Genomic DNA, 21,844 nt, shown 5'->3' on the forward strand with positions numbered 1-21,844 from the left:
AGATCATATGATCTGACCAATAATGGTCGCGGTAACATGACCAATGGTAGCGCTACCGGCGCTAACCAAAAATGGGGAGGTGAAAAATCATGGGCTCAGTTCCAGGGGCATACGCATCGCGTGGCCGAAATTCCTTTATGTCTGGCTTGAAACACGGCGCGTCGGCCGTGGCGCTTGGCGCCGCGATCTTCGCGGTCCCGGCTTTCGCCCAGGCGCAGACGGCCAAGAAGGCCGATGACGCGCAGACGGTGGACGAGGTTATCGTCACCAGCATCCGCCAGAGCCTGAAAAGCTCGCAACAGCTGAAGCAATCGTCGGAAATCATCGGCGACTCGATCACCGCCGAAGACATCGGCGCCTTGCCGGACCGCTCGGTGACCGAGGCCCTGTCGCGCGTACCCGGCGTGTCGATCAACCGCTTCGCCGCGGGCGTCGACCCCGACCACTTCTCGGTCGAAGGTTCGGGCGTGGTCGTGCGCGGTCTGAACTTCGTGCGTTCGGAGCTGAATGGCCGCGACACCTTCTCGGCCAATAACGGCCGGGCCCTGAGCTTCGCCGACGTTCCGTCCGAACTGATGGGCGGCGTCGACGTGTTCAAAAGCCCCTCGGCCGACCAGATCGAAGGCGGCATCTCGGGCACCGTCAACCTGCGCACCCGCCTGCCCTTCGACAGCAACAAGCGCCTGCTGTCGATGTCGGTCGAAAGCAGCTGGGGCGACCTGTCCAAGGACTCGCAGCCGACCTATTCGTTCCTCTACAGCGACCGCTTCGACACCGCCGCCGGCGAGTTCGGCCTGCTGCTGAGCTATGTCGACTCCAAGCTGACCACCCGCGGCGACGCCATCCAGGTGTCGAACTTCGGCTGCCGCACCAATCTGGGCGTGGCGACCGCGGACTGCGGCAATGGGACGAAGGGCGTGTGGTTCCCGCGCGGCGCGGCGTTCCGCTCCACCACCACCCAGCGCGAACGCGAAGGCCAGGCGGTCGCCGTGCAGTGGAAGAGCAATGACGGCACCATGCAGGCCGCGCTGCAATATCTGCGCTCGGACTCGCGCCAGCAGTGGACCGAGCACGCGATGGAAATCGCCACGGACAACGTCGCCGGCAACGGTGACTCGCGTCCGATCGACGGCACCAGCTTCACCTATGACAGCAATGGCGTCTTCACCAACGGCATCATCACCGGCGTTACCGGATGGCGCGCCGACCAGAACGGCGCCGATCCGCGCACGCCGACCTATGGTCTGCAGTCCAACAACGTCCGCCGCGACGTCGATCAGACCTACACCACCAGCGACTTCGGCTTTAACTTCAAGTGGACGCCGAACGCCCACTGGGGCGTGCTGTTCGACGCCCAGCACGTGGACTCCAAGGTCCGCAACGTCGATGTGGGTCTGTGGGGTTCGACCTTCCAGAACGCCGCGATCAAGCTGAACGGCAACGGCCTGCCTTCGGTCAGCTTCATCGCACCGGCCACCGGCGCGGCGATCTCGAACTGCCTGCCCTACGACGCCAACTGCAGCTCGTATGATCGCGGGACGCACAACAACCTGAGCGACCCGTACAACTCGTTCTGGCGCTCGGCGATGGACCACATCGAGCTGTCGGACGGCAAGGAAGACGCGGTCAAGGTCGACGTCGAATACAAGTTCGACAACGACACCTGGTTCGACTCCGTGAAGGCGGGCGTACGCTGGTCCGAGCGCGACCAGACCACCCGCTTCTCGTCTTATAACTGGGGCGTGCTCAGCGAGATCTGGGGCGAAGGCGGCCCCGTCTGGATGAGCGACAAGATCAACGGCGTTCCCGACGCCAACGGTCTGCCCGGCACGGTCGGTACGGACAGCACCGGCAAGATCGAGCTGGTCGATTTCGCCAACTTCATGCACGGTCAGGTTTCGCTGCCGACCGGCACCGAAGGCCGCCCGTACTACGCGAGCAACATCACCGACAACTATTCGGCGTTCTCGGCCTTCGCGCTGAGCATCGGCGACGAGTGGCGGGCGCGTAACGGCGCCGACGGTTGTCCGCAGAACTGGGTGCCTTTGGCCCAGCGCTGCGATGTCGTGAAGGGCACGCCGTTCCGGCCGGGTGAAATCAACCCGATCCTCGAAACCAACAAAGCCTTCTACGGCATGATGAAGTTCGCGGGCGACCTGGACGGCGGCATCCGTGTGACCGGCAATGTCGGCCTGCGCTACACCGCCACCGATCGCGAGGCCTCCGGCTATCGCGTGTTCCCGCGCAGCACCTTCCAGACCGACGCCGACTGCAGCGCCATCCCGGCCGGCCAGCCGATCCCGTCGTTCTGTTCGCTGTCGCCGGCGGTTCGCGCCCAGGCGCGTCTGTGGGCCAACGGCGCCAGCTCGGCCAACACAGCCAAGGCCAGCTTCAACTACTGGCTGCCCAGCTTCAACGTGAAGGTCGCTCTGCCCAACAAGGTGCAGTTGCGCTTTGCCGCGTCGCAGGGGATCACCCCGCCGGAAGTGGGCCTGACCCGCAACTATTATAACCTGTCGCTGAACACCAATAATGACGGCATCAGCAACGGCCGCCCCAGCGGTAACGTCACGGTGGGCAACCCCTATCTGAAGCCGACCCGCTCGAAGAACCTCGACGCCTCGGCCGAGTGGTACTTCGCCCCCGTCGGTTCGCTGACCCTGGCGCTGTTCTACAAGGAACTGACCAACGTCGCCTTCAACTCGACGGCCCGCATCCCGTTCACCAACAACGGCGCGACCTTCGACGTTCTGGTGACCACGCCGGGCAACTCGGCGACGAAGGCCAAGGTCAAGGGCTTCGAGATCGGCTACCAGCAGTTCTATGACTTCCTGCCCAAGCCCCTCGACGGTTTCGGCATCAACGCCAACTACAGCTACATCGACAGCTCGGGCGTGCCGCAAAGCACGCTGTCGGCGACCGACCCCGACGTGGCCGCCGGCCGCGTGACGACGGTCGACACCAGCAAGCTGCCGCTGCAGGGCCTGTCCAAACACAACGCCAACTTCGCGGCCATCTATGAGAAGGGCCCGATCTCGGCCCGTCTGGCCTACAACTGGCGTTCGGACTTCCTGCTGACCGTCCGCGACGTGATCGTGCCGTATGCCCCGATCATGAACGAGGCCACCGGCCAGCTGGACGGCTCGCTGTTCATCACCGTCAATCCGAAGGTGAAGGTCGGCATCCAGGGCGTGAACCTGCTGAACGAGACCACCAAGACCACGCAGGTGCTCAACGACAGCCTGCTGAAGACCGGCCGCTCATGGTTCATGAGCGACCGCCGCTACACGTTCGTGCTCCGCGCGAGCTTCTAGGTTCCTGGCGGCCGCGCTGGCCCAGACCCTCGGGTCGGCGCGGTTGCCCGGAAACGGGCTTCCACCTCGGGTGCTCGACTCCTGCCAACTTCCTCCGCGCATCGTCCCTGGCGGTGCGCGTTTTTTCTGGAGAGGTCCGCCGATGTCTTCCTTTCAGCCGGTCCTATCCCGCAGACAGGCCCTGACCCTTGGCGCGACCGCCGCGACCCTGGCGGCTGTTCCGGCGCTGGCCGCCCCGACCTCGCTGGCCGCTCTGGCCCGCGACAAGGGCCTCTATTTCGGCAGCGCCGTGGGCGCCGGCCCGGTGGGGTCGCTGACCGGTTCGTTCGAGGACGCGGCCTATCGCAAGATCCTCGCGGACGAGTGCGGCGTCCTGGTCCCCGAGAATGAGCTCAAGTGGTACGTGGTTCGCGCCGCGGGGCCCCAGAGCTTTGCCTTCGAACGCGCGGACCGCATCGCGGCGTTCGCCAAGGCCAACGGCCAGGCCCTGCGTGGCCACACCCTGCTGTGGCACCATCCCCAGTGGTTCCCGGCCTGGATCAAGACCTACGACTTCGGCGCCGGTCCGGCCCGGACGGCCAATGCCCAGGCCATGCTGGTCCAGCACATCGACACGGTCTGCAAGCGCTACCCGCAGATGATCTCTTGGGATGTCGTCAACGAGACCGTTGATCCGGCCGACGGCGCGATCCGCCGCACGGTCTTTTCCGACATTCTCGGCCAGCACGAGACCCTGGACCTGGCGTTCCACACGGCCCGCGCCGCCGCGCCCAAGGCCCGCCTCGTCTATAACGACTACATGAGCTGGGAGGTCGGCAACGAGAAGCACCGCTACGGCGTGCTCAAGTTGCTGGAAGGCTTCAGGAAGCGCGGAACCCCGGTCGATGCGCTTGGCGTACAAAGCCACATTGGGGCCGAGAACGCCGACAGCTTCACCGGCTTTGGCCGACCCCAGGAGAAGGAATGGCGGGCCTTCGTCGATGAGGCCACCGGCATGGGCTACGACCTGCTGATCACCGAGTTCGACGTCCACGACAAGGGCCTGCCTTATGACTTCGCCCCGCGCGACGCGGCGGTGGCGGCCTATGCCAAGGGCTATCTGGACCTGATGCTGTCCTATCGTCAGACTAAGGAGGTTCTGGCCTGGGGCATGGTCGACAAATATTCCTGGCTGCAGAACCAGTGGCTGCGCGAGGACAAGAAGCCCAAGCGCCCGACGCTCTATGACGACGCCTATCAACCCAAGCCGCTGCGCGAGGCCGTGGCGGCTGCGCTGCGGGCGGCGCCGGTTCGGTAAGTCTCTGTCATCCCGGCGAAAGCCGGGACCTCGGCAAACGCCGGCGTTTCCGGCGGTCCCGGCTTGGCGCGCGTCGCGCTTGGCCGGGATGACAATGGAAGGATGCGTAATGATCCGCTCAGCCCTGATCGCCCTGGCCCTGCTGGCGTCGACGGCCCACGCCGCGCCCAACACGGCCACCTTCACGCACTTTACCTACGAGGGCGCCGACCCGGTCGATGCGCGGATCAAGCTGGGGCCCGGCCAGTACCGCAACCCGATCCTGAACGGCTTCTATCCCGACCCCAGCGTCACGCGGGTGGGCAAGGACTACTATCTGGTCAACTCAACCTTCGCCTATTTCCCCGGTATCCCGGTCTGGCATTCGACCGACCTCGTCCACTGGACCCAGATCGGCAACGCCATCGATCGTCCCGGCATGCTGGACTTCAAGCGCCTGGGGCTGTCGCGCGCCGTGTTCGCGCCATCGATCGACGAGCACGACGGCACGTTCTACATTCTCAACACCTGCGTCGACTGCGGCGGCAATTTCCTGATCACGGCCCGGGACCCCAAGGGGCCATGGTCCGATCCCGTCTGGCTGCCCAGCGTCGGCGGCATCGACGCCTCCATCTTCTTCGATGACGACGGACGGACCTGGATTCTCAACAACGACGAGCCGCCGGGGCCAGCCGAATATCAGGGCCACCGCGCCATCTGGATCCAGCAATACGATCCCAAGGCCAAGGTGATGATCGGCCCGCGCACGGTGCTTCTGGACAAGGGCGTCGACCCGTCGACCAAGCCGATCTGGCCCGAGGGTCCGCACATTCTCAAGAAGGACGGCTTCTACTACCTGACCGCCGCGGAGGGCGGCACGGCCGAGGGCCACAGCCAGGTGGTGCTGCGCGCCGACACGGTGCTGGGGCCCTACAAGCCCTATGAGAACAACCCCATCCTGACCCAGCGCGGCCTGCCCAAGGATCGTCCGCTGCCGATCACCTCGGCCGGCCACGGCGATCTGGTCGACACGCCGGATGGCAAGTGGTGGGCCACCTTCCTGGCCGTCCGCCCCTATGGCGACGACCTCTACAACACCGGCCGCGAGACCTTCCTGCTGCCGGTGGAGTGGAAGGACGGCTGGCCGGTGATCCTGGAGAACGGCAAGACGATCCCGTATGTCGCCGCCGCGCCCAAGCTGCCGGCGCCGGCCGTCATCCCGCCGCCGACCAGCGGCGCGTTCAAGGCGGTCGAGACCTTTGCCGGCCCCGAGCTGCCGCTGAACTGGATGACGATGCGCATCCCGCAAAGCCGCTGGTGGGCCGTCAAGAACGGGGCGCTGACCCTGGAAGCCCGTCCCGACAAGCTGGGCGAAAACGCGCAACCCTCGTTCTGGGGGCGTCGCCAGCAGCACACCCACGCCAGCGCCCAGACCACGCTGCGTTTCACGCCCAAGGCCGACGGAGACAAGGCCGGGCTGGTGGTCATCCAGAACGACGACTTCTACTACTTCGTCGGACTGGTGCGTGACCATGGCCGGACGATGATGCGGGTCGAGCAGCGCAAGGGACCAAAGGATCCGACGGACGGCGTGGTCGTGGCTGAAAAGCCGATTTCCCTCGTTTCCAGCCAGGCGGTCAATCTGCGCATCACCGCGCGCGGCGGCGCCTATGACTTCGCCTATTCGCTGAAGCCCGGGGCGTGGACGACCCTTAAGGCCGACGCCGATGGCACGGTGCTGAGCACGAAGACGGCGGGCGGCTTCGTGGGGGCGCTGTTCGGAGTGTATGCCCACGGGGGCCGCTAGGCGCCGCTGCCCCGTCAGCGGCGGCGGCGGGTTCTAGCGATACCGATACAGCTTCACCCGCTGCACGCCGAACTGGTCGGGCTCCAGCCGCACGTGTCGGCCCTGGTGCGTCTGGTCGCCATTCAGCCAGCGGCCTTCGATCCATTGGCCATCCACATAGCGGCCCTCGCGCACGCTCTCCAGGCCGACGCCTTCGCCGAAGGTGAGAGTGAGGCCCGAGCCCGCCACCAGAAATTCGTCGGCCGACAGCTGGATCACCAGCCCGCCATGGGCCGCGACGGTCTGCTTGTCTCGCGGCGTCCAGGGATCGACGAAGGACACCGTCATCGTCCAGTCGCCCAGGGTCGCGCTCTGGGCCTTCTCGTCCACCGTCCCGTCGAAGGCGACGGGTGGGCGGAAGCCGCGCATCGTGCCCTGGCCCTGATGCGCCAGGATCAGCGGCGACAGGCTGTCGATCAGGGCATAGGCCTTCGACAGCGGGTTGCCGGCCGGCGCATCGACATTTTCGATCGAGAACGGCGAGAAGCCGATCGCGTCATGCTCGCCAAACGCCCACAGGGCGTTGGCGGGGGCCTCGACCTTGCCGGCCCGATCGGCTTCGGGAATGAACAGCGGATTGCCCGGCCGATCGTACTGCGCCGCCCAGTGGGTGAAGTCGGGATAGTAGATGTCCGGGCTTTGGGTCACCGACGGCGCCGCCGCGCGCCAGATGTCGTACAGGTGGGGCAGGGGTCCAGCGCTGGGATAGCCGCCTGGCGCGACGCCGGCCTTGTTGAGCGCGGCGTTGACGTACATCGGCAGCGGATAGGCCTTCTGGCCGGCCAAGGCGACGGCCTCGACGAAGCGCCCGAACGACCAGGCCTGCCACAGCTCGTCGGTGGCGGCGCTCTTGCCGAACACAGTCTCCCAATTTCCCGTCCCCGTCTTGCCCAGGGCCTTCAGCGCCGCCGCCGGCACGGGCTTTCTGAAGTCCGCCTCGGCGTCGGCCGAGTGGTCGCGGGCCGAGGGCAGCATGCCGATCTCGTTCTCGACCTGGATCATCAGGACGGTGCGCCTGTCGCCGTCGACGGCCTTCAGGTGGGTCATCAGGGCCGCGAAGGCCTTGGCGTCCGCCGCCGTCGTGGCGGGACTGGCCGGCGAGAGGATTTCCTGGACCTTGCCGTCGGCCGAGCGGGCCAGGGGAAAGCGTTTGCCGTCCCGCTTCACCCAGGCCGGAACATAGGTTGACATGCTGTTCTTCCAGCTGCCGAACCACAGCAGGACCAGACGGGTGTCATGGGCGCGGGCCTGGGCGATGACGCCGTCGAGGACGGTGAAGTCGAACTTGCCCTCGACCGGCTCGATCTGGTCCCACTGGACCGGCGCCAGCACGGTGTTGAGGTTCAGGGCCTTCAGGGTCGGCCACTGCCGGTCCAGATAGGGCAGGCTTGAGGCCGTGGAATTGCCCAGTTCTCCGCCGAGGATCAGGAAGGGCTTTCCGTCGACCAGAAGCTGGGTCGCGTCGCCGTGACGGGCCAGGCGGGGGATCGCCTCGGCATGGGCGGACGTGGCCAGCAGGCCGGCTGACAGCGCGACGGCGCCGAGGGTCTGGAACAGGATGCGCATGGAGGTCAGATGACCCTATGGAATTTGTAAGATCAATGTCGAACATCGTCCTGACCAGCCGGTCCTGATCCTGTTCTGACTCTTGGTTGCGGCTTTCGTTGGCGTGACGGTTTAGTAGAGCGTTCATGACCCTGACCTTCCCGCCCATACCCGAGCGTTCAGCCGTCACGCCCGGAGTGTTCCGCGACGAGATCCTTCCGGCCTATCGCCCGGTGGTGCTGCGCGGCTTCGCGGCCGATTGGCCGGCGGTCGTGGCGGGGCGCGACACGCCTCAGGTCATGGCAGGCTATCTGAAGGGCTTCGATCGCGGCGCGCCGGTCCAGGCCTTTGTCGGTCCGCCCGAAATCCGCGGTCGGTTCTTCTATGCGCCGCAGGGCCGGGCGGTGAACTTCGAGCGGCGGCCGATGACGATGTCGGCGGCGATCGACGAGATCCTGGCCGGCGCGGGTCGCGACGACGCGCCGTCGATCTATGTCGGCTCGGCGCCCGCCTCACAGATCCTGCCGGGCTTCGAGACCGCCAACCGCAACCCCCTGCTGGCCTCCGACATCGAGGCCCGCGTCTGGGTGGGCGGCGAGACCAGCATCCAGACCCACTACGACCTGTCCGACAACATCGCCGTGGTCGTGGCCGGCCGCCGGCGCTTCACCCTGTTTCCCCCCGAGCAGACCGCCAATCTCTATGTCGGACCGCTGGACTTCACCCCGGCCGGTCAGCCGGTGAGCCTGGTGTCGCTGGATGAGCCGGACCTGACCCGCCACCCCCGCTTCGCAGACGCCCTGCCGCACGGGATGAGCGCCGAGCTGGAGCCGGGCGACGCCATCTATATCCCGACCCTCTGGTGGCACCACGTGCGCTCGACCGGACCGCTGAACGTGCTGGTGAATTTCTGGTGGAGCGATCTGGGGGGCCTGACGGGCTCGCCGTTCGAGGTGCTGATCCACGCCCTGATGTCGCTGCGCCATCTGCCCGAGCCCCAGCGCAGGGCCTGGCGAGCGATCTTCGACCACTATGTCTTCGAGGGCGAGACGGCGGGCGACCACCTGCCGCCTGACATGCGCGGTGTGCTGGGGCCGCTATCGCCGCAGCTGACCCGCAACGTCAGGGCGTTCCTGCTGCATGGTCTCGGCAAGGGCGGCTGAGGGGGCGACGCGTGAGCGCCGCCCCTTGCCGGTCTATCGGGTCGGACGCGGCGCGCCCGCCGGGGGAACCGGGAACGACGGGAAGAACACCTTGCGGAAGCTGAGCCGGATCGTGCGGCCGCGCGGGTCCAGATAGTCTTCCTGATAGGTGATCGGCGTCGTGCCGTCCGGGGCGCGGACCTTCTGCTTGGCGTCGAACAGGTTGTCGACCGAAGCGCTGACACGCGCGCCACGGAAGAAGGTGGAGCGGCGCAGGGCCGGTTGCGCGCCGAGGTCGGCGAACAGGCGCAGGTTGACGGTGGTCAGGGCCGAGAAGTCCAGGTCCTGGCTGCCGGTCGCGCCAGAGCCGCGCACGGTGGTGCCCTCCTGCCAGCGTGCGTTCATGCTGGCGCCCAGGCCGCTGCGCGAGACGTTGGCCTGCAGGTCCAGCTGGTTCTTGGGCGTGCCGCCGCCCGAGCCGATCGAGGCGCCGTTCAGCAGGTCCAGAGGCGCGAGGCCTGGGCGGATGGTGATCTCGTCGGTGAACTTGACGGTGTGATAGAGGCCGATCTGGAAGGTGCCGCTGCCGGGCGGGCCGCCGCCGAAGCCGCCGGGGCCGCCACGGAAGCCGCCGCCGCCGGGGCCGGGGCCCCCGAAGCCGCCGCCGGGGCCCCCGAAATTGCCGCCCCCGCCGCCGGCTGCCGCCGCGCGCCGCGCGTCGGTCGCCGACGTGTTTGAGTCCAGGCCGGGGGGCGGGGGAGCGGCCTCGGTCGCGGGTTGACCCGCGGTCTGTCCTGTCGCCGGGGCGCCGCCCTGGCCGGTGGTGGAGGCGACCCTCGCCGCGCCGCCCTGGCCCTGACCCTGCCGGAACTGGCCGGGCTGGGGTTGCGGGCCGAATGACTTGCGGAAGGTGAAGCCCGTACGCAGCTCGTCGGTCTGGCGCCGGTCGAAGTTGATCGGTCGCGCGTCGATCTGGACCAGCCTGCCCGAGGCGTCGCGCACGAAGCGGGTGGGGAAGGCGTCCTCGATCTGGCTGGTGGCCGTCGGGAAGCTGGAGATCAGGTTGTCGGTGCGCGAATTGGTGTAGCTGGTGGTCAGCGTCAGGTCGGTGGTCGGCTTCAGGGTCAGGCCCAGCTTGATCACCCGGCCTTCCTCCTCGAGCAGGTTGCGATTGCCGCCCGTCAGCCGCGAAATCACCGCCGCTTCGCCGCGCTTGAAGTCATAGACCTGGGTTCCCGGGGTCAGCTGCTCGGGATCGCCGATCTGCTGCAGGGTGGGGGCGCCCTGGTCGCGGGTGACCGAGGCGATGACCTGCAGCTTGTCGATCGGGGACCAGTTGGCGCCGTAGCCGATGGTGGTCAGGGTCCCGAAGTCGGACAGCTTGTCGGCGGCCAGGTTGAGGTTCAGCGACAGGTTGCCGATCCCGGCCAGAACGTCATTGCGGACGCTGGACAGCGGCAGGTCGAAATTGAGCTTGGCGCTGCCGGTGTCGCGCGACAGCTCGCCCGAACGCGCCACGCCGGCCCGGACGGAGTCGCTCTCCAGCTTCACGGTCTCGAATCCGCCGGTGACGGTGGTGGTGACCGCGCCGGCCGGAATGCGGAACAGCGTGCCGTTGACGGTCAGTTCGCCATCGGCCGAGGTCGAGACCGAGTTGGAGATGTCGCGATAGCCGAGGCCGGAGATCACGCGATCAGTGGTGCTGTCGGATTTGCCGCGCTCGGCATTGGCGGTCAGTGCCCAGCGCCAGCCCTGGATCGCGCCCAGCAGGCCGCCGCCGAGGTGGGCCGTGGTGCTGTCGGACTCGCGCCGCAGGGGGCCGCCGGCCAGGGTGTTGCGGCCCAGCCAGCTGGTGCTGTCGGTGGAGTCGACACTGGCGTTGATCGTGCCCGAGACGCCATTCTTGATCGGGCGGCTGTAGACGGTGTTCAGCGACCAGGTCTTCTGCTCGGGCAGCAGGCTGCGATAGGCCGCGTCGGACCGCGGCTGGGCGATGTGGCGCTCGGTCTCGTAAAGGGCGGTCTGGCCGCTGGCCTTGAGGTCGACCAGGAAGCGGTTGTCGCGCAGGATGTTCAGCACGTTGGCGCGGATGTCGCTGGCGTCGCCGCCGCCCGCCTCGGTCGGGATCCGGAAGCCACCCTCGGCCGTGAACGCCCGGAAGCGCCGCCGCAGCACCAGGTTCACCACCTTCTGGTCGGCGCGATAGCCGTATTTCAGGGCGACTTCCTCGGGCAGGATCTCGACGCGGGCGATGGCCTCGGTGGGGATGTCGCGAACCTCGGCGAAGCTCGAGATCCGCCCGCCGTTGACCAACATGACCGGCCGGCCGCCGGCCGCTCCGCCCCGGGCCGACGAGGTCTGGGGCTCAAGCGCCGTGATCAGCTCGGACACGGTCGAGACCCCGTATGCGCGGATGTCGCGCGGCGAAAGCGACACCTCGGGCGGAATGTCGCCGACCACGGCGCCGGGCAGCGAGCGCGCGGCGGTGACCGTCAGGGCGTCGACCTCGTTGTCGTCTTCCACAGCGACGGGTGCGGGTGTCGGCTTGGCTGTCTGGCGCGCGAAGGCCGGAGCCGCCAGCAGGGCGATCGAAACGCCCAGCATCAGCGAGGCCCGCAGAGGACGGGTCGCGACGCCGCGCCGCGTCGAGGTTTCACCAGCGTTCAAGATATCGATCTCCCAACCAAACCCGGCGCGCGAAGCGGCGCTGCCGGGAACGGTCTTCTTACGGCTTTGTTGCGCTGCAATTTCGGCGAAGCGGGGAAGTGTTTCGGCTCCGCCATTTTTGCGGGCCGCATGGCTGCGTCATTTCTTGTCGCCGCCCCAGGGCAGCTTCTTCTTGATCTCGTCCAGCGGCGTCTTGGTCACCACCACCGGCGGGGGCACATAGACCGTCGGGGCCTTGACCGGATAGGCGCGCCAGCCCGACTGGATCAGGGCGCCGAAGCCCTGGCACTTGGGCAGGTAGCGCACGGCGCCGGTGCGCGGCTTGGGGAAGGGCGGCGGCTGGCGCAGCTCCTGGCGCTTGGGATCGATGAACCACCAGTCCGTCGCCAGGCCATAGCCCTTCTCGCCCCCGGCCCGCACGGCCTGATAGGCGATGTTGGCCTGAAAGGTCGGAACGCCGTACTTGATCATGGCGCGGTAGAAGATGGCGTCGGCCTCCTCGCGCTTGCCCGGCTCGCCGATGGCGTAGAGCCAGTCGTGGACGATGGCGGCGCGCGCGGTCGGGCCCTGCGGATCGACGAAGCCCTGGCCGTACCAGGGCACGCTGGCGAAGTCGGTGACGTACCAGCGCGGCACGACGATCACCTTGCCGGTCTCGACGTCGCAATAGGGGAACTCGGCGTCCAGGGTGAACAGCTTGCGGCCGCTCTTGGTCTGGTTGAACAGCACCACCGGCTGCGGCGTCAGCGAACTGGGCGGAGTCGGCGCGACGACGGGGATATAGACCGTCTCATGTGTTTCGGTGGCGCAGCCTGTCAGCAGCAGGGCCAGCGCCAGCAGGGCGGGAAGTTTCGAAGAGCGCGGGGCCATGGTCTCTGGGCAAGCGGGGAGAGGTCGGCCGGACGTATAGCACTCTTCGCGTGGCGTGTTTGAGGCCAAGGTCAAGCTTCGCCCGTTTCGCCTGCTTGGGTGTGGCGGGCCGGTGGGGCGACCGCGTGGATCATGGGCTGATCCTTCGCGGTCGCCCGTCTGATCACCAGACGCCGATCTTTTCGGCCTCGTGATGGCTGATCGGGTGATGAGCCTTGAGGTGGTCTTCCTCGGCCAGAAAGCGCACCGCCTCCAGGGCGGCCATGCAACCCATGCCCGCGGCGGTGACGGCCTGGCGATAGATGTCGTCGGTGACGTCGCCGGCGGCATAGACGCCCGGAACGGCGGTCGAGGTGGTTCCCGGCTTGACGGTCAGATAGCCGTTCGAGTGGGTTTCCAGCTGGTCCTTGAACAGCTCCGACGACGGAGCGTGGCCGATGGCGATGAACACGCCGTCGCACTTCAGCTCGGTGGCCTGACCGGTCTTGACGTTCTTCAGCCGCACGCCGGTGACGCCCATCGGATCGGTGTCGCCGATCACCTCGTCGACCGCGCTGTCCCAGACCACCTCGATCTTCGGATGGGCCAGCAGGCGCTCCTGCAGGATCATTTCGGCCCGCAGCTCATCCTTGCGGTGCACCAGCGTCACCTTGCTGGCGAAGCTGGTCAGGAACAGGGCCTCTTCGACGGCCGTATTGCCGCCGCCCACCACCACGACCTCCTTGTTGCGATAGAAGAACCCGTCGCAGGTGGCGCAGGCGCTGACGCCGAAACCCTGGAACCGGCTCTCGCTCTCCAGGCCCAGCCACTTGGCCTGCGCGCCGGTGGCGATGATCAGCGTCTCGGCCAGCCAGTCCTGACCGCTGTCGGTGGTGATGTGGAACGGGCGCTTGGAAAGATCGGCCGACAGCACGATGTCGCTGACGAACTCCGTGCCCATGTGCTCGGCCTGGGCCTTCATCTGGTCCATCAGCCAGGGGCCCTGGACGACATCGGCGAAGCCCGGATAGTTCTCCACGTCGGTCGTGATCGTCAGCTGGCCGCCGGGCTGGATGCCGGCGATCAGCACGGGCTTGAGCAGGGCGCGCGCGGCATAGATGGCGGCGGTGTAGCCGGCGGGACCCGATCCAATGATCAGGCAGCGCGTGTGGCGGGGTTCTGAGGAGGTCGACATGTGCGCAGATATAGTGTCGATTCCGCTTTAGCGCGATGGCCGCTGCGGGGGGGAAATCATGAAAGCAGGACTTCCGATCGGCATGGGCGTGGGTGTCGCGCTAGGCGTCGCCCTAGGGCTGGCCTTCGACGACCTGGCCCTGGGGCTTGGCCTCGGCGTGGCCATCGGCGCTGGATCCGGCGCCGCGATGCAGGCTTCGGGCGCCGCCAAGGCGAAGACGTCCGAGGATAGGGGTGGCGACGGCGGAATGGTGTTCGACGCTTCGGGGTCTTCGGCGGACTGTGACGCTTCGGCCGGTGGCGGCTGTGATGCCGGCGGCGGCGGCGGCGACTGACGGCCTTTTCACCCGGCCGCGCGCAGGTGGGTCTGGACAAGACCCCAGATCCGTTGTGCACTTGCCTCAGTGGCGAAAACAGCCACGGGAGGAAACAACATGAAACGCGCGATCCTGCTGAGTGCGGGTCTGCTTGTTCTGTTCGCCGGACTGGCCAATTTCTGGATTGGCAATCTGGCGCTGGGCGCGGCGCTGATCGCCCTTTTCGCGGGTCTGGTCGCGGTCTCCGCGGCGGTGACCCGGCGCGAACGCGAGGCTGCGGGACGCGACCGACCGGCCAGCCTGGATGTGGTTGACGGCTCGTCCATGATTTAAAGGTTACAGTGGCGGAAACCACGTTGCTCAGGTTCCGCCATGACCGCTTCGCCCTTCATCGAGATCGCTGGACGCCGGATCGGCGCGGACCAGTCGCCGTATGTCATCTGTGAGCTGTCGGGCAATCACAACGGCAGCCTCGAGCGCTGCCTGACCATGGTGGACGCCGCCGCCGCCACCGGCTGCGACGCGATCAAGATCCAGACCTATACCGCCGACACCATTACGCTGGACGTCGACCGGCCCGAGTTCAGGATCCATGGCGGCCTGTGGGACGGGCGCACCCTGTACGAGCTCTACGAGGAAGCCCACACGCCGTTCGAATGGCACGCGGCGATCTTCGAGCGCGCCAGGCAGCGCGGCGTGACGATCTTCTCCAGCCCGTTCGACGAGACGGCCGTGGACCTGCTCGACAGCCTGGGCGCGCCGGCCTTCAAGATCGCCTCGTTCGAGGCCATCGACATTCCGCTGATCCAGTACGCGGCCGGCAAGGGCAAGCCGCTGATCATCTCGACCGGCATGGCCAACCTGCGGGAGATCGAGGCGGCCCGCGACGCGGCTCTGAGCGCGGGCGCCGCCGGCGTCCTGCTGCTGCACTGCGTCTCCAGCTATCCCGCCACCTTCGCCGACGCCAATGTGCGGACGGTCGCCGACATGGCCGCGCGCTTCGGCTGCCCCGTCGGCCTGTCTGACCACACGCCGGGCACGGCGGCCTCGGTGGCGGCGGTTTCGGTCGGGGCCTGCGCGGTGGAGAAGCACTTCACCCTGGCCCGCGCCGATGGCGGCCCGGACGCGGCGTTCAGCCTGGAGCCCGTCGAGTTCAAGGCCCTGGTGGATGACTGCAAGAACGCCTGGGCCTCGCTGGGCGCGGTGAACTACGACCTGCTGGGCTCGGAGCGCGGCAGTCTCCTGTTCAGGCGCTCGCTCTATGTCACCGCCGACGTGAAGGCTGGCGAGCCCCTGACCCGCGCCAATGTCCGCTCGGTGCGCCCCGGCAACGGCCTGCCGCCCGCCGACCTTGAAAAGGTTCTGACCGGCAAGGCGTCACGCGACCTGACGCGCGGCGAGCCGCTGGACTGGTCTATGGTGGGTTAGGGCCGTCCGCGCCAACCATCGGCCGACGCGGAGTCTTGCCTAAGCTCCGACGAGCAAACGCTCTTCGATCAAGGGCGGCGGCTCATCGACATTGGCCACGTCCTGCGTCCGCAGGTGCGCTTCCAGGATGTCGAGGATCTCGCTGTCCTCATCGGCGTCGAACTTGCGGGCGAAAAGGTCGGCGCTGGTGGTCAGTTGCACGGCGTCCGAGGCCCTGAAGGTGCGCGGGCGCAGCTTGATGTCGCCGTCGGGCACCCAGTCGATCATCCGCTTGTCGTCATTGACGATCTCGCCGTGGGCCGAGGTGTTCATCATGACGGTCTGGAAGAAGCCCTCATCAGCGATGAAGGTGTTGCGATAGAAGGCCTTGTAGCGATCCACCGACGGGTCGTGGCAGACGAACTCGCAGAAGGCGCGGCTGACGATCTTCCACTGGTTGCCGATATAGGGGGTCGCGCCGTCCAGGAAGATGCGCGTGGCTAGGGTGTCGACGATCCGGTCCTTCAGCTCCACCACGTGCTTCAGCACCCGGCCCATGGTGTCGGGGCGCATCTTGGCCTGATCCAGCACCTTGATGAACTCCTGCCCGCGATGTTGCGCGAGGAACGCCTTGATCCGCTTCTGGGTCACCAGCGGGAAGTCCTGGCCCGACAGGTTGATGAAGAACTCCCAGTCCGCGCCCATCTCCAGCAGCTTTTCCATGCCGCGCAGCTCGGCGTCGACCAGGCTGTACCCGCCCCACAGCGCCTTCTTGCTCTCCAGCACGGCGGCGTTGGGATAGGCCGACAGGAAGGCGCGGATGTCGGCCTCGAGGGCCGGGCCGGAGTTCTTGTCGACATGGATCAGATAGTGATTTTCCGGATCGTGGATGGCCTTGAACAGCCGCTTGAACTGCTCGGGATAGCGGTGGACCAGGACCAGGTATGCAATCACGCTGTCGCTCCGGGAGGACGGGTTTGGCGCGCCGGGGAGGCGCGCGCCGGTAGGTTTTCGGGTCGTGTCGAGCGGCGCCAGGCCGCTCAAGTCTTGGTGCCGCGCAGGGCGTCAGGGTCGATGGGGCGCGGCCTGGTGGGCTGACCGCCGGTGGACCGGGGGTCGTTGAAGCCCTTGGGGCCCGAGGGGCGCGTGCCGGGATAGGTTTTCATGTCGGGCTGCTTTCTTCGGACACGCCGGACTGCGGCGTTCAGTCGTCGAAGGGCGCTGGTCCCTACTTCTTGCGGTTCACCGGCAGGGAGGTCAGCACCGACGGCGCGGCCGCGGCGATGGTCTTGGGCTTTTCCGCCTTGGGCTTGCGGGTTTCGCGATTGCCTTTGGACAAGGTCTCATCCTTTTCAGGTTGGGATATCCGGCGAGTCCGGCGGCAGGCGCGCGCGATCAGGCGCGGACCAAGAGGCCTGGCGAGACGAAAGCGCGTCCTGCGACGGAACGACGGGATCGATTGTACGGTAGAGACGAAGCGCTCCCTTCTATGGGGAGCCTTGGCGGCGTTCCGCGATAAGAGCCAAACGCGCCAGGCGGCGTTTCGTAACGCTCGCCACAAACCATACCACGTCGAGCCGTCAGACGGTGTGAAATCGCCCTAGGCGCCGGGCAGCAGGCCCAGGCGCTTGCCGACGATCCGGTCCAGGGTGCGCTTGGGCAGGGTCTGGCCCAGGAAGACCTGCAGCGGATCGGGCGAGACCACGTAGCGCGTCCTGGGTCTGGGCGCGGTCAGGGCCACATGCACCGCGTTGCCGATGGCTTCCGGCGGCAGGCCCGACTTGCCGATCGACAGCATGAAGGCCTTCATCTTCGCCAGGGCCGGCGCGTAGACTGTGTTGGCGTAGCGGCTGATATCGACGCTGTCGGCCTTGTCCCAGATCGGCGTGGCCACCGCGCCGGGGGCGACGATCACAACGTCGACTCCGAAGGGCAGAAGTTCGCGGCGGAGGGATTCCGACAGGCCTTCCAGCCCGAACTTGGTCGCGCAGTAGGGGCCCATGAATGGGTTGGCGTTCTTGCCGCCGACCGACGAGATGTTGACGATGCGGCCCGGATCCTGGCGGACGGGACTTTCGGCCCCTAGCAGCGGAGCGAAGGCCTGGGTGGCGATGACCACGCCGGTGAGGTTGACCTCAAGCTGCTGGCGAAACTCCTCGACCGGCAGGTGCAGCAGGGGTCCGGCCACGGCGATGCCGGCATTGTTGACCAGTCCGGCCAGGGTCTGGCCGTTCAGGGCCGCCTCGACCTGGCGGGCCGCTGTTCGCACCGCCGCCTCGTCGGTGACGTCGAAGACCAGCGGCGTGAAGGCTTCACCGAGCTCGGCCTGCAGTCGCTGGGCGTCGGCGGGTTTGCGCACGCTGCCAAACACCCGGAAGCCGTTGCCGATCAGGGTCTTGGTGATGGCCCAGCCGATGCCGGTGGACACGCCGGTGACGACGACGGATTGGCGCATGTGTCTGCTCCCCCTGTTTGGGGAGAGGATGGGGTAAGTGAACGGCGTTATCCAGAGGGATTACGCCCCCGGCGAAACCAGTTCGCGCATCCCGTCCCAGCCCACGTTCATCAGCGCGTCCACGAACCCCATGAACGGCTCGAAGACGCCGCGACCCTGTGGATAACTTACCGTCGAGAAGGCCTGGAAGCGCGCGGGGAAGCCCGCCGCCGCGAACACGCCGTCCTCTTCCATGTAGTCGGACGAGCCCATGGGCGACACATACTCGCTCGCGCCCACCGCCTGGCAGATCGCCAGCAGATGTTCTGACCGAGCGCCTGGTGCGTCGAGTTCGGAAGCCCGCACGAAGCGCCGGGACAGCCCCATCCGGTCCGCCGCCGCCTGAACCACGCCGCAGGTCAGGTCGGCCAGCCTGCCGTCACGGTGCGTGGCCAACTGCTCGGAGACGAAGGCCCAGCCTTCCTCGAAGCCCGGCCGCTTGCCATAGGCATGGCGTATGGCGGCCAGGTGCTTGTCGCGCCACGCCTGGCTGTCGTCGATCTCGATGGCGCTGATCGGCCGCGATCAGACCGGTCTGCTGGTGCAGGCCGCGCTTGAAGAAGTGCCGGGCGACGAACTCTTCTGGATACTTAAGGCCGCGAATGCCGGGCAGGGTGGGCATGCGCAGGGAATCCGGCGAGGAAGGCGTCGGCGGAGAATCCGGTCAAAGCGCCAAACGTTTGGTTAACGGCCGTTAGGCGATGCGGCGCCGTTTGTCGCAGGTGGAGGAGCTTCTTCGCCGGAGGGATGGATCCGCGCCAGGAATGCGGCCGCCACACGCGCGCCGCCGCCGCCATCACAGATCCTGGCGCTGGCCGCCGACAGTGAGGCGCGCAGCTCGGGGTTCGCGATCAGCGAGTCGATCCTCGCGGCAAAGGCCAGGTCGAAATCCGCCGACGCCACGTCCAGCATTGGGCTTGCCCCCGCCGCCGCCAGCGCCGTCGCGGCGGAGATCTGGTTGTCGGCCAGGATCAGGGTCAGGGTCGGCAGGGCCAGGATGCAGCGCTCCCAGCTGGTCGAACCGCCGGCCCCGACGGCGAGGTCTGCTTCCAGCGTCAGGCGGGGCATGTCCTGGGTGTTGACATGCAGGGTCAGTCGCGGATCCGCCAGCGCCCGCAGGCGCGGCAGGCTGGGCGCGCCGCCGCCCAGAACGACATCCAGCGTGATGTCGTCGCCGATCCGGGGCAGCAGCAGATCGACCACGCGACCGGTGATCCCGCCCACGTCGGTCAGGCCCAGCGAGACCAGGATGCGCCGCACCGGTCCGCCTGCCGCTCTTCGGGTCAGGGCCTGTTGGCGCAGGGCCGGAAAGGCCGGTCGCACCGGCGCGTGGTTGGGGCCCAGCAGCAGCATCGCGCCCGGCGGCGTCAGGCCGGCATAGTCCTCGGCGCGTCTGGCCGGACCGGCGTCCAGCACCAGGTCGGCCTCCAGTGGGCGGTTGGCCAGGTCGTCGATGACCAGGGTCGGCCGGCCCCTGGCGAGCGCGCGGTGATCGGGCGCGGCCAGGCCGTAGTGATCGAAGACCAGCGCGTCGAAGGGCTCGGAGGCCGTCGCTCGGGCCATATCCGGCGCGAAGGCGTCCAGCACGGCCTCGACCGCCGGCCGGGCCAGGAAGGCGCAGTCGGCCCCGGCGTCCATCAGCGCGTGGGCCAGGGTCAAGGACCGCATCACGTGGCCGCCGCCCACGCTGGGGCCGGCGTCACAGACCAGCAGGATCCTTGGCCCGTCCGTCATCCGCGCCGGTCGCCGCCGTAGTTGGCCAGATCCGGCCGCTTGGCGACGAAGGCCTTGATGTCGGCCGATGTGAAGTACCGATTTACGGGATAGAGCGCGTCATAGACGGTGGCGACAAAGGCGTAGTCGTCGGGTCGGTCAACCGTCCAGCGGATGGCGTGCTCGCCGGGGGCGGCGGGCAGCCAGGCGATCTTCCACCGGTCAGGATGGTTCCAGACATCCCAGGTGACATGCTCGCGGGCTTCGGGGCTGTCGGCTTCGCGGGCGGCGCGGCGCAGGCCCTCGGCGGTGATCACCTCGACGTCCAGTCCCTTGGGCCAGGCCGCGCCCTGGGGGCTGTTGCTGGCATAGTCGGCGCCGGTCGACAGGCAGAGGTCGATGGTCGCGTCGATCAGCTCGGGATCGGCCAGGGGGCAGTCGGCGGTCAGCCGCACCACGTGGTCGGCGGGGTATGCGTCCAGCGCGCCGATGAACCGCTGCAGCACATTGTCGAGCGGCCCGCGATGCACGGCGACGCCCTCGCGGCGGACGGCGGCTTCGATGGCGTCGTCAGCGGGCTGGTCGCTGGTGGCCACCACCAGCTTGTCGATGCGCCGCGACCGCGCCACCCGCTCGATCTGCCGCACGATCATCGGCTCGCGCAGGATCGGCATCAGCACCTTGCCCGGCAGGCGAGTGGAACTCATGCGGGCCTGGAGGATGGCGAGGATCATGGACGTATTCCACACCGTTTCGGTGTGCGACGCCAGCCGCCGGATCAGGCCTTCGGCTTGGCCTTCGCGCGCGGCCTTGGCTTGGTTTTCGCCGCCGCGTCGGCCGCGGCTTTCGGGGAGGTCTTGGGCTTCGGCGAGGGCGCGGCGGCAGACGTCGCCGCAGTCTTGGCCCTCGGTTTGCGCGGAGGCTTCGGCGTCACGGCGGGTTCTGGCTCGACCGTCGTTTCAGGCGCCGGTTCTGGCGCCGGCTCGGCGGGGGGCTCGATGACCGGCTCGATCGCGACGGGCGCCTCTTCGCCCCCCTGTCCGGACATCCGCGCCAGCACCTCGCGCGCCGCGCGGCCTGTCTCGTCGACCGGCTCGTAGGTCCAGCCGTGGAACGCGCCGCCATAGGGCCGCGCCGCGCCCTGGCGTTCCAGCTCTTCGTGGAAGAGACGGAACTTCAGGCTGGAGCCTTCCATCTTCAGGATGAAGACGGGCTTGCCCGTCGAGGCGGCCTCGGTGGCCATGTTGGTCGAGTCCTCGGTGACGAGGATGTAGTCGGCCGCCGCCAGGAAAGCGAAATAGGGATTGGGGCCCTCGCCGTCCCAGATCATCCCGGGCAGGTGGCGCAGACGGGCGTTCAGCAGGGCGCGGGCCGGCTCGGGCGTGCGACGCGAGAAGGTCATCAGCAGGCTGCCGCCGTCCTGTTCCAGCGGGATCTGGATCTGGTGGGCCATCTGGGCGGCGCGTTCGACAGGCAGGTCAAAGGCCTTGGACTTGCCGCCCAGCAGCACCGCCACGCGCGGATGCGGCATGGCTTCCAGCTGGTCCCTGAATTTCCCGTATTCGCTGGCCAGGCGCGCGGCCGTGACCCGGTGCGGGGAACCGGTGATCGGCAGGATGTTGTCGCCCGACAGCCGGTCGTGCTTGGGCGGGATCACCAGATCGAACATCTGGGGCGGGACGCGCGGATCCTGGATCTGGACCACGAAGGTCTTGCCGCCCGACCAGCGCCTGGCGCGGATCGAAAGGGGCAGGGTGGCGCGGCCGGCGGCGATCCACAGATCGGGCCAGGGGGGGCTGATCTGGCTCTCGGGCGTCAGCCAGCGACGCGGGAACCAGTTCAGCCACCAGGGCAGGCGGCCGATCCGGCCGATCCAGCCCACGCGCTTGATCTCGATCTGGACCTCGATGTCCTGGGCTCGCGCCTCGCGCGCGACCGCCTCGGCCAGGCCCACGGCCTGGGCCTCGATGCCGGCGCGTCCGTCCGAGATGGCCCAGACAACGACGGGAGGTTTCGCGGGTTTCTTCAAGACGTCATCCCGACGAGCACGGTCATGCAAACACGGCCGCTCCCGAAGGAG

17 protein-coding genes and 2 pseudogenes are annotated in these 21,844 nt (G+C 67.7%); 7 read left to right on the top strand and 12 right to left on the bottom strand.

The genetic code is table 11. From position 1 onward, the window contains the following. Positions 1 to 137 precede the first annotated feature (137 nt). The 3 genes from ACQY9P_RS12045 to ACQY9P_RS12055 all read left to right on the top strand — a co-directional run bounded on the left by ACQY9P_RS12045 (position 138) and on the right by ACQY9P_RS12055 (position 6,397). Positions 138 to 3,314, top strand: coding sequence for a TonB-dependent receptor (locus ACQY9P_RS12045; protein WP_428150106.1), 3,177 nt, complete (start codon positions 138 to 140; stop codon positions 3,312 to 3,314). Positions 3,315 to 3,456: 142 nt separating this feature from the next. Next, positions 3,457 to 4,611 (top strand): endo-1,4-beta-xylanase, encoded by a 1,155-nt coding sequence (locus ACQY9P_RS12050; RefSeq protein ID WP_421739021.1) that lies wholly within the window; start codon positions 3,457 to 3,459, stop codon positions 4,609 to 4,611. A 109-nt stretch (positions 4,612 to 4,720) separates the two neighbouring features. Continuing rightward, positions 4,721 to 6,397, top strand: coding sequence for a glycoside hydrolase family 43 protein (locus ACQY9P_RS12055; protein ID WP_421739020.1), 1,677 nt, complete (start codon positions 4,721 to 4,723; stop codon positions 6,395 to 6,397). Between the two features lie 33 nt (positions 6,398 to 6,430). Here ACQY9P_RS12055 and ACQY9P_RS12060 read toward each other — a convergent pair whose 3' ends face one another. Next, positions 6,431 to 8,002, bottom strand: coding sequence for a DUF5597 domain-containing protein (locus ACQY9P_RS12060; protein WP_421739019.1), 1,572 nt, complete (start codon positions 8,000 to 8,002; stop codon positions 6,431 to 6,433). Between the two features lie 125 nt (positions 8,003 to 8,127). Here ACQY9P_RS12060 and ACQY9P_RS12065 point away from each other — a divergent pair, with 125 nt between their 5' ends. Next, a complete protein-coding gene (locus ACQY9P_RS12065; RefSeq protein WP_421739018.1) occupies positions 8,128 to 9,144 on the top strand; it encodes a cupin-like domain-containing protein in 1,017 nt (338 codons plus the stop codon). 33 nt (positions 9,145 to 9,177) lie between these two features. Here the strand turns inward: ACQY9P_RS12065 and ACQY9P_RS12070 are convergent, their stop codons facing one another. The 3 genes from ACQY9P_RS12070 to trxB all read right to left on the bottom strand — a co-directional run bounded on the left by ACQY9P_RS12070 (position 9,178) and on the right by trxB (position 13,834). Continuing rightward, positions 9,178 to 11,790, bottom strand: a complete 2,613-nt coding sequence (locus ACQY9P_RS12070; protein ID WP_421739017.1) for a TonB-dependent receptor — start codon at positions 11,788 to 11,790, stop codon at positions 9,178 to 9,180. A 138-nt stretch (positions 11,791 to 11,928) separates the two neighbouring features. Beyond that, positions 11,929 to 12,660 (bottom strand): DUF1353 domain-containing protein, encoded by a 732-nt coding sequence (locus ACQY9P_RS12075; RefSeq protein ID WP_421739016.1) that lies wholly within the window; start codon positions 12,658 to 12,660, stop codon positions 11,929 to 11,931. Between the two features lie 163 nt (positions 12,661 to 12,823). After that, positions 12,824 to 13,834 (bottom strand): thioredoxin-disulfide reductase, encoded by a 1,011-nt coding sequence (gene trxB, locus ACQY9P_RS12080; RefSeq protein ID WP_421739015.1) that lies wholly within the window; start codon positions 13,832 to 13,834, stop codon positions 12,824 to 12,826. A 58-nt stretch (positions 13,835 to 13,892) separates the two neighbouring features. Between trxB and ACQY9P_RS12085 the strand changes: the two genes are divergently transcribed. From ACQY9P_RS12085 to pseI, 3 genes are all read left to right on the top strand, one after another. Continuing rightward, on the top strand, positions 13,893 to 14,168 hold the full coding sequence (locus ACQY9P_RS12085; RefSeq protein ID WP_421739014.1) for a hypothetical protein: 276 nt from the start codon (positions 13,893 to 13,895) through the stop codon (positions 14,166 to 14,168). Between the two features lie 99 nt (positions 14,169 to 14,267). Continuing rightward, positions 14,268 to 14,483 (top strand): hypothetical protein, encoded by a 216-nt coding sequence (locus ACQY9P_RS12090; RefSeq protein ID WP_421739013.1) that lies wholly within the window; start codon positions 14,268 to 14,270, stop codon positions 14,481 to 14,483. 39 nt (positions 14,484 to 14,522) lie between these two features. Continuing rightward, positions 14,523 to 15,578 carry a pseudaminic acid synthase gene (pseI, locus tag ACQY9P_RS12095; protein ID WP_421739012.1) on the top strand — a complete coding sequence of 352 codons (1,056 nt, stop codon included), beginning with the start codon at positions 14,523 to 14,525 and terminating at the stop codon, positions 15,576 to 15,578. 39 nt (positions 15,579 to 15,617) lie between these two features. Here the strand turns inward: pseI and ACQY9P_RS12100 are convergent, their stop codons facing one another. The 8 genes and pseudogenes from ACQY9P_RS12100 to ACQY9P_RS12135 all read right to left on the bottom strand — a co-directional run bounded on the left by ACQY9P_RS12100 (position 15,618) and on the right by ACQY9P_RS12135 (position 21,793). Further along, positions 15,618 to 16,592 (bottom strand): beta-1,6-N-acetylglucosaminyltransferase, encoded by a 975-nt coding sequence (locus tag ACQY9P_RS12100; RefSeq protein WP_421740109.1) that lies wholly within the window; start codon positions 16,590 to 16,592, stop codon positions 15,618 to 15,620. A 5-nt stretch (positions 16,593 to 16,597) separates the two neighbouring features. Then, positions 16,598 to 16,723 carry a hypothetical protein gene (locus ACQY9P_RS12105; protein WP_421739011.1) on the bottom strand — a complete coding sequence of 42 codons (126 nt, stop codon included), beginning with the start codon at positions 16,721 to 16,723 and terminating at the stop codon, positions 16,598 to 16,600. Between the two features lie 434 nt (positions 16,724 to 17,157). After that, positions 17,158 to 18,012, bottom strand: a complete 855-nt coding sequence (locus ACQY9P_RS12110) for an SDR family oxidoreductase (RefSeq protein ID WP_421739010.1) — start codon at positions 18,010 to 18,012, stop codon at positions 17,158 to 17,160. A gap of 60 nt (positions 18,013 to 18,072) precedes the next feature. Then, positions 18,073 to 18,570, bottom strand: a pseudogene (locus tag ACQY9P_RS12115) (WbqC family protein); the annotation flags it as partial. A gap of 4 nt (positions 18,571 to 18,574) precedes the next feature. Beyond that, positions 18,575 to 18,673, bottom strand: a pseudogene (locus ACQY9P_RS12120) (class I SAM-dependent methyltransferase); the annotation flags it as partial. Between the two features lie 62 nt (positions 18,674 to 18,735). Further along, on the bottom strand, positions 18,736 to 19,785 hold the full coding sequence (gene pseG, locus ACQY9P_RS12125) for a UDP-2,4-diacetamido-2,4,6-trideoxy-beta-L-altropyranose hydrolase (protein ID WP_421739009.1): 1,050 nt from the start codon (positions 19,783 to 19,785) through the stop codon (positions 18,736 to 18,738). Then, entirely contained in the window at positions 19,782 to 20,498 is a 717-nt protein-coding gene (locus tag ACQY9P_RS12130; RefSeq protein WP_421739008.1) for a cytidylyltransferase domain-containing protein, read from the bottom strand. The genes pseG and ACQY9P_RS12130 overlap by 4 nt, the downstream gene beginning before the upstream one ends. A gap of 44 nt (positions 20,499 to 20,542) precedes the next feature. Then, positions 20,543 to 21,793 (bottom strand): mitochondrial fission ELM1 family protein, encoded by a 1,251-nt coding sequence (locus tag ACQY9P_RS12135; RefSeq protein WP_421739007.1) that lies wholly within the window; start codon positions 21,791 to 21,793, stop codon positions 20,543 to 20,545. Positions 21,794 to 21,844: the final 51 nt, after the last annotated feature.

The organism is Caulobacter sp., assembly GCF_965279145.1.
In the GTDB taxonomy this organism is placed as follows: Bacteria; Pseudomonadota; Alphaproteobacteria; order Caulobacterales; family Caulobacteraceae; genus Caulobacter.

What these genes read in the sequence shown, in the direction of transcription:
- ACQY9P_RS12045 (WP_428150106.1), top strand. Translation starts at nt 138, where the DNA reads ATGTCTGGCTTGAAACACGGCGCGTCGGCCGTGGCGCTTGGCGCCGCG.
- ACQY9P_RS12050 (WP_421739021.1), top strand. Translation starts at nt 3,457, where the DNA reads ATGTCTTCCTTTCAGCCGGTCCTATCCCGCAGACAGGCCCTGACCCTT.
- ACQY9P_RS12055 (WP_421739020.1), top strand. Translation starts at nt 4,721, where the DNA reads ATGATCCGCTCAGCCCTGATCGCCCTGGCCCTGCTGGCGTCGACGGCC.
- ACQY9P_RS12060 (WP_421739019.1), bottom strand. Translation starts at nt 8,002, where the DNA reads ATGCGCATCCTGTTCCAGACCCTCGGCGCCGTCGCGCTGTCAGCCGGC.
- ACQY9P_RS12065 (WP_421739018.1), top strand. Translation starts at nt 8,128, where the DNA reads ATGACCCTGACCTTCCCGCCCATACCCGAGCGTTCAGCCGTCACGCCC.
- ACQY9P_RS12075 (WP_421739016.1), bottom strand. Translation starts at nt 12,660, where the DNA reads ATGGCCCCGCGCTCTTCGAAACTTCCCGCCCTGCTGGCGCTGGCCCTG.
- trxB (WP_421739015.1), bottom strand. Translation starts at nt 13,834, where the DNA reads ATGTCGACCTCCTCAGAACCCCGCCACACGCGCTGCCTGATCATTGGA.
- ACQY9P_RS12085 (WP_421739014.1), top strand. Translation starts at nt 13,893, where the DNA reads ATGAAAGCAGGACTTCCGATCGGCATGGGCGTGGGTGTCGCGCTAGGC.
- ACQY9P_RS12090 (WP_421739013.1), top strand. Translation starts at nt 14,268, where the DNA reads ATGAAACGCGCGATCCTGCTGAGTGCGGGTCTGCTTGTTCTGTTCGCC.
- pseI (WP_421739012.1), top strand. Translation starts at nt 14,523, where the DNA reads ATGACCGCTTCGCCCTTCATCGAGATCGCTGGACGCCGGATCGGCGCG.
- ACQY9P_RS12105 (WP_421739011.1), bottom strand. Translation starts at nt 16,723, where the DNA reads ATGAAAACCTATCCCGGCACGCGCCCCTCGGGCCCCAAGGGCTTCAAC.
- ACQY9P_RS12110 (WP_421739010.1), bottom strand. Translation starts at nt 18,012, where the DNA reads ATGCGCCAATCCGTCGTCGTCACCGGCGTGTCCACCGGCATCGGCTGG.
- pseG (WP_421739009.1), bottom strand. Translation starts at nt 19,785, where the DNA reads ATGACGGACGGGCCAAGGATCCTGCTGGTCTGTGACGCCGGCCCCAGC.
- ACQY9P_RS12130 (WP_421739008.1), bottom strand. Translation starts at nt 20,498, where the DNA reads ATGATCCTCGCCATCCTCCAGGCCCGCATGAGTTCCACTCGCCTGCCG.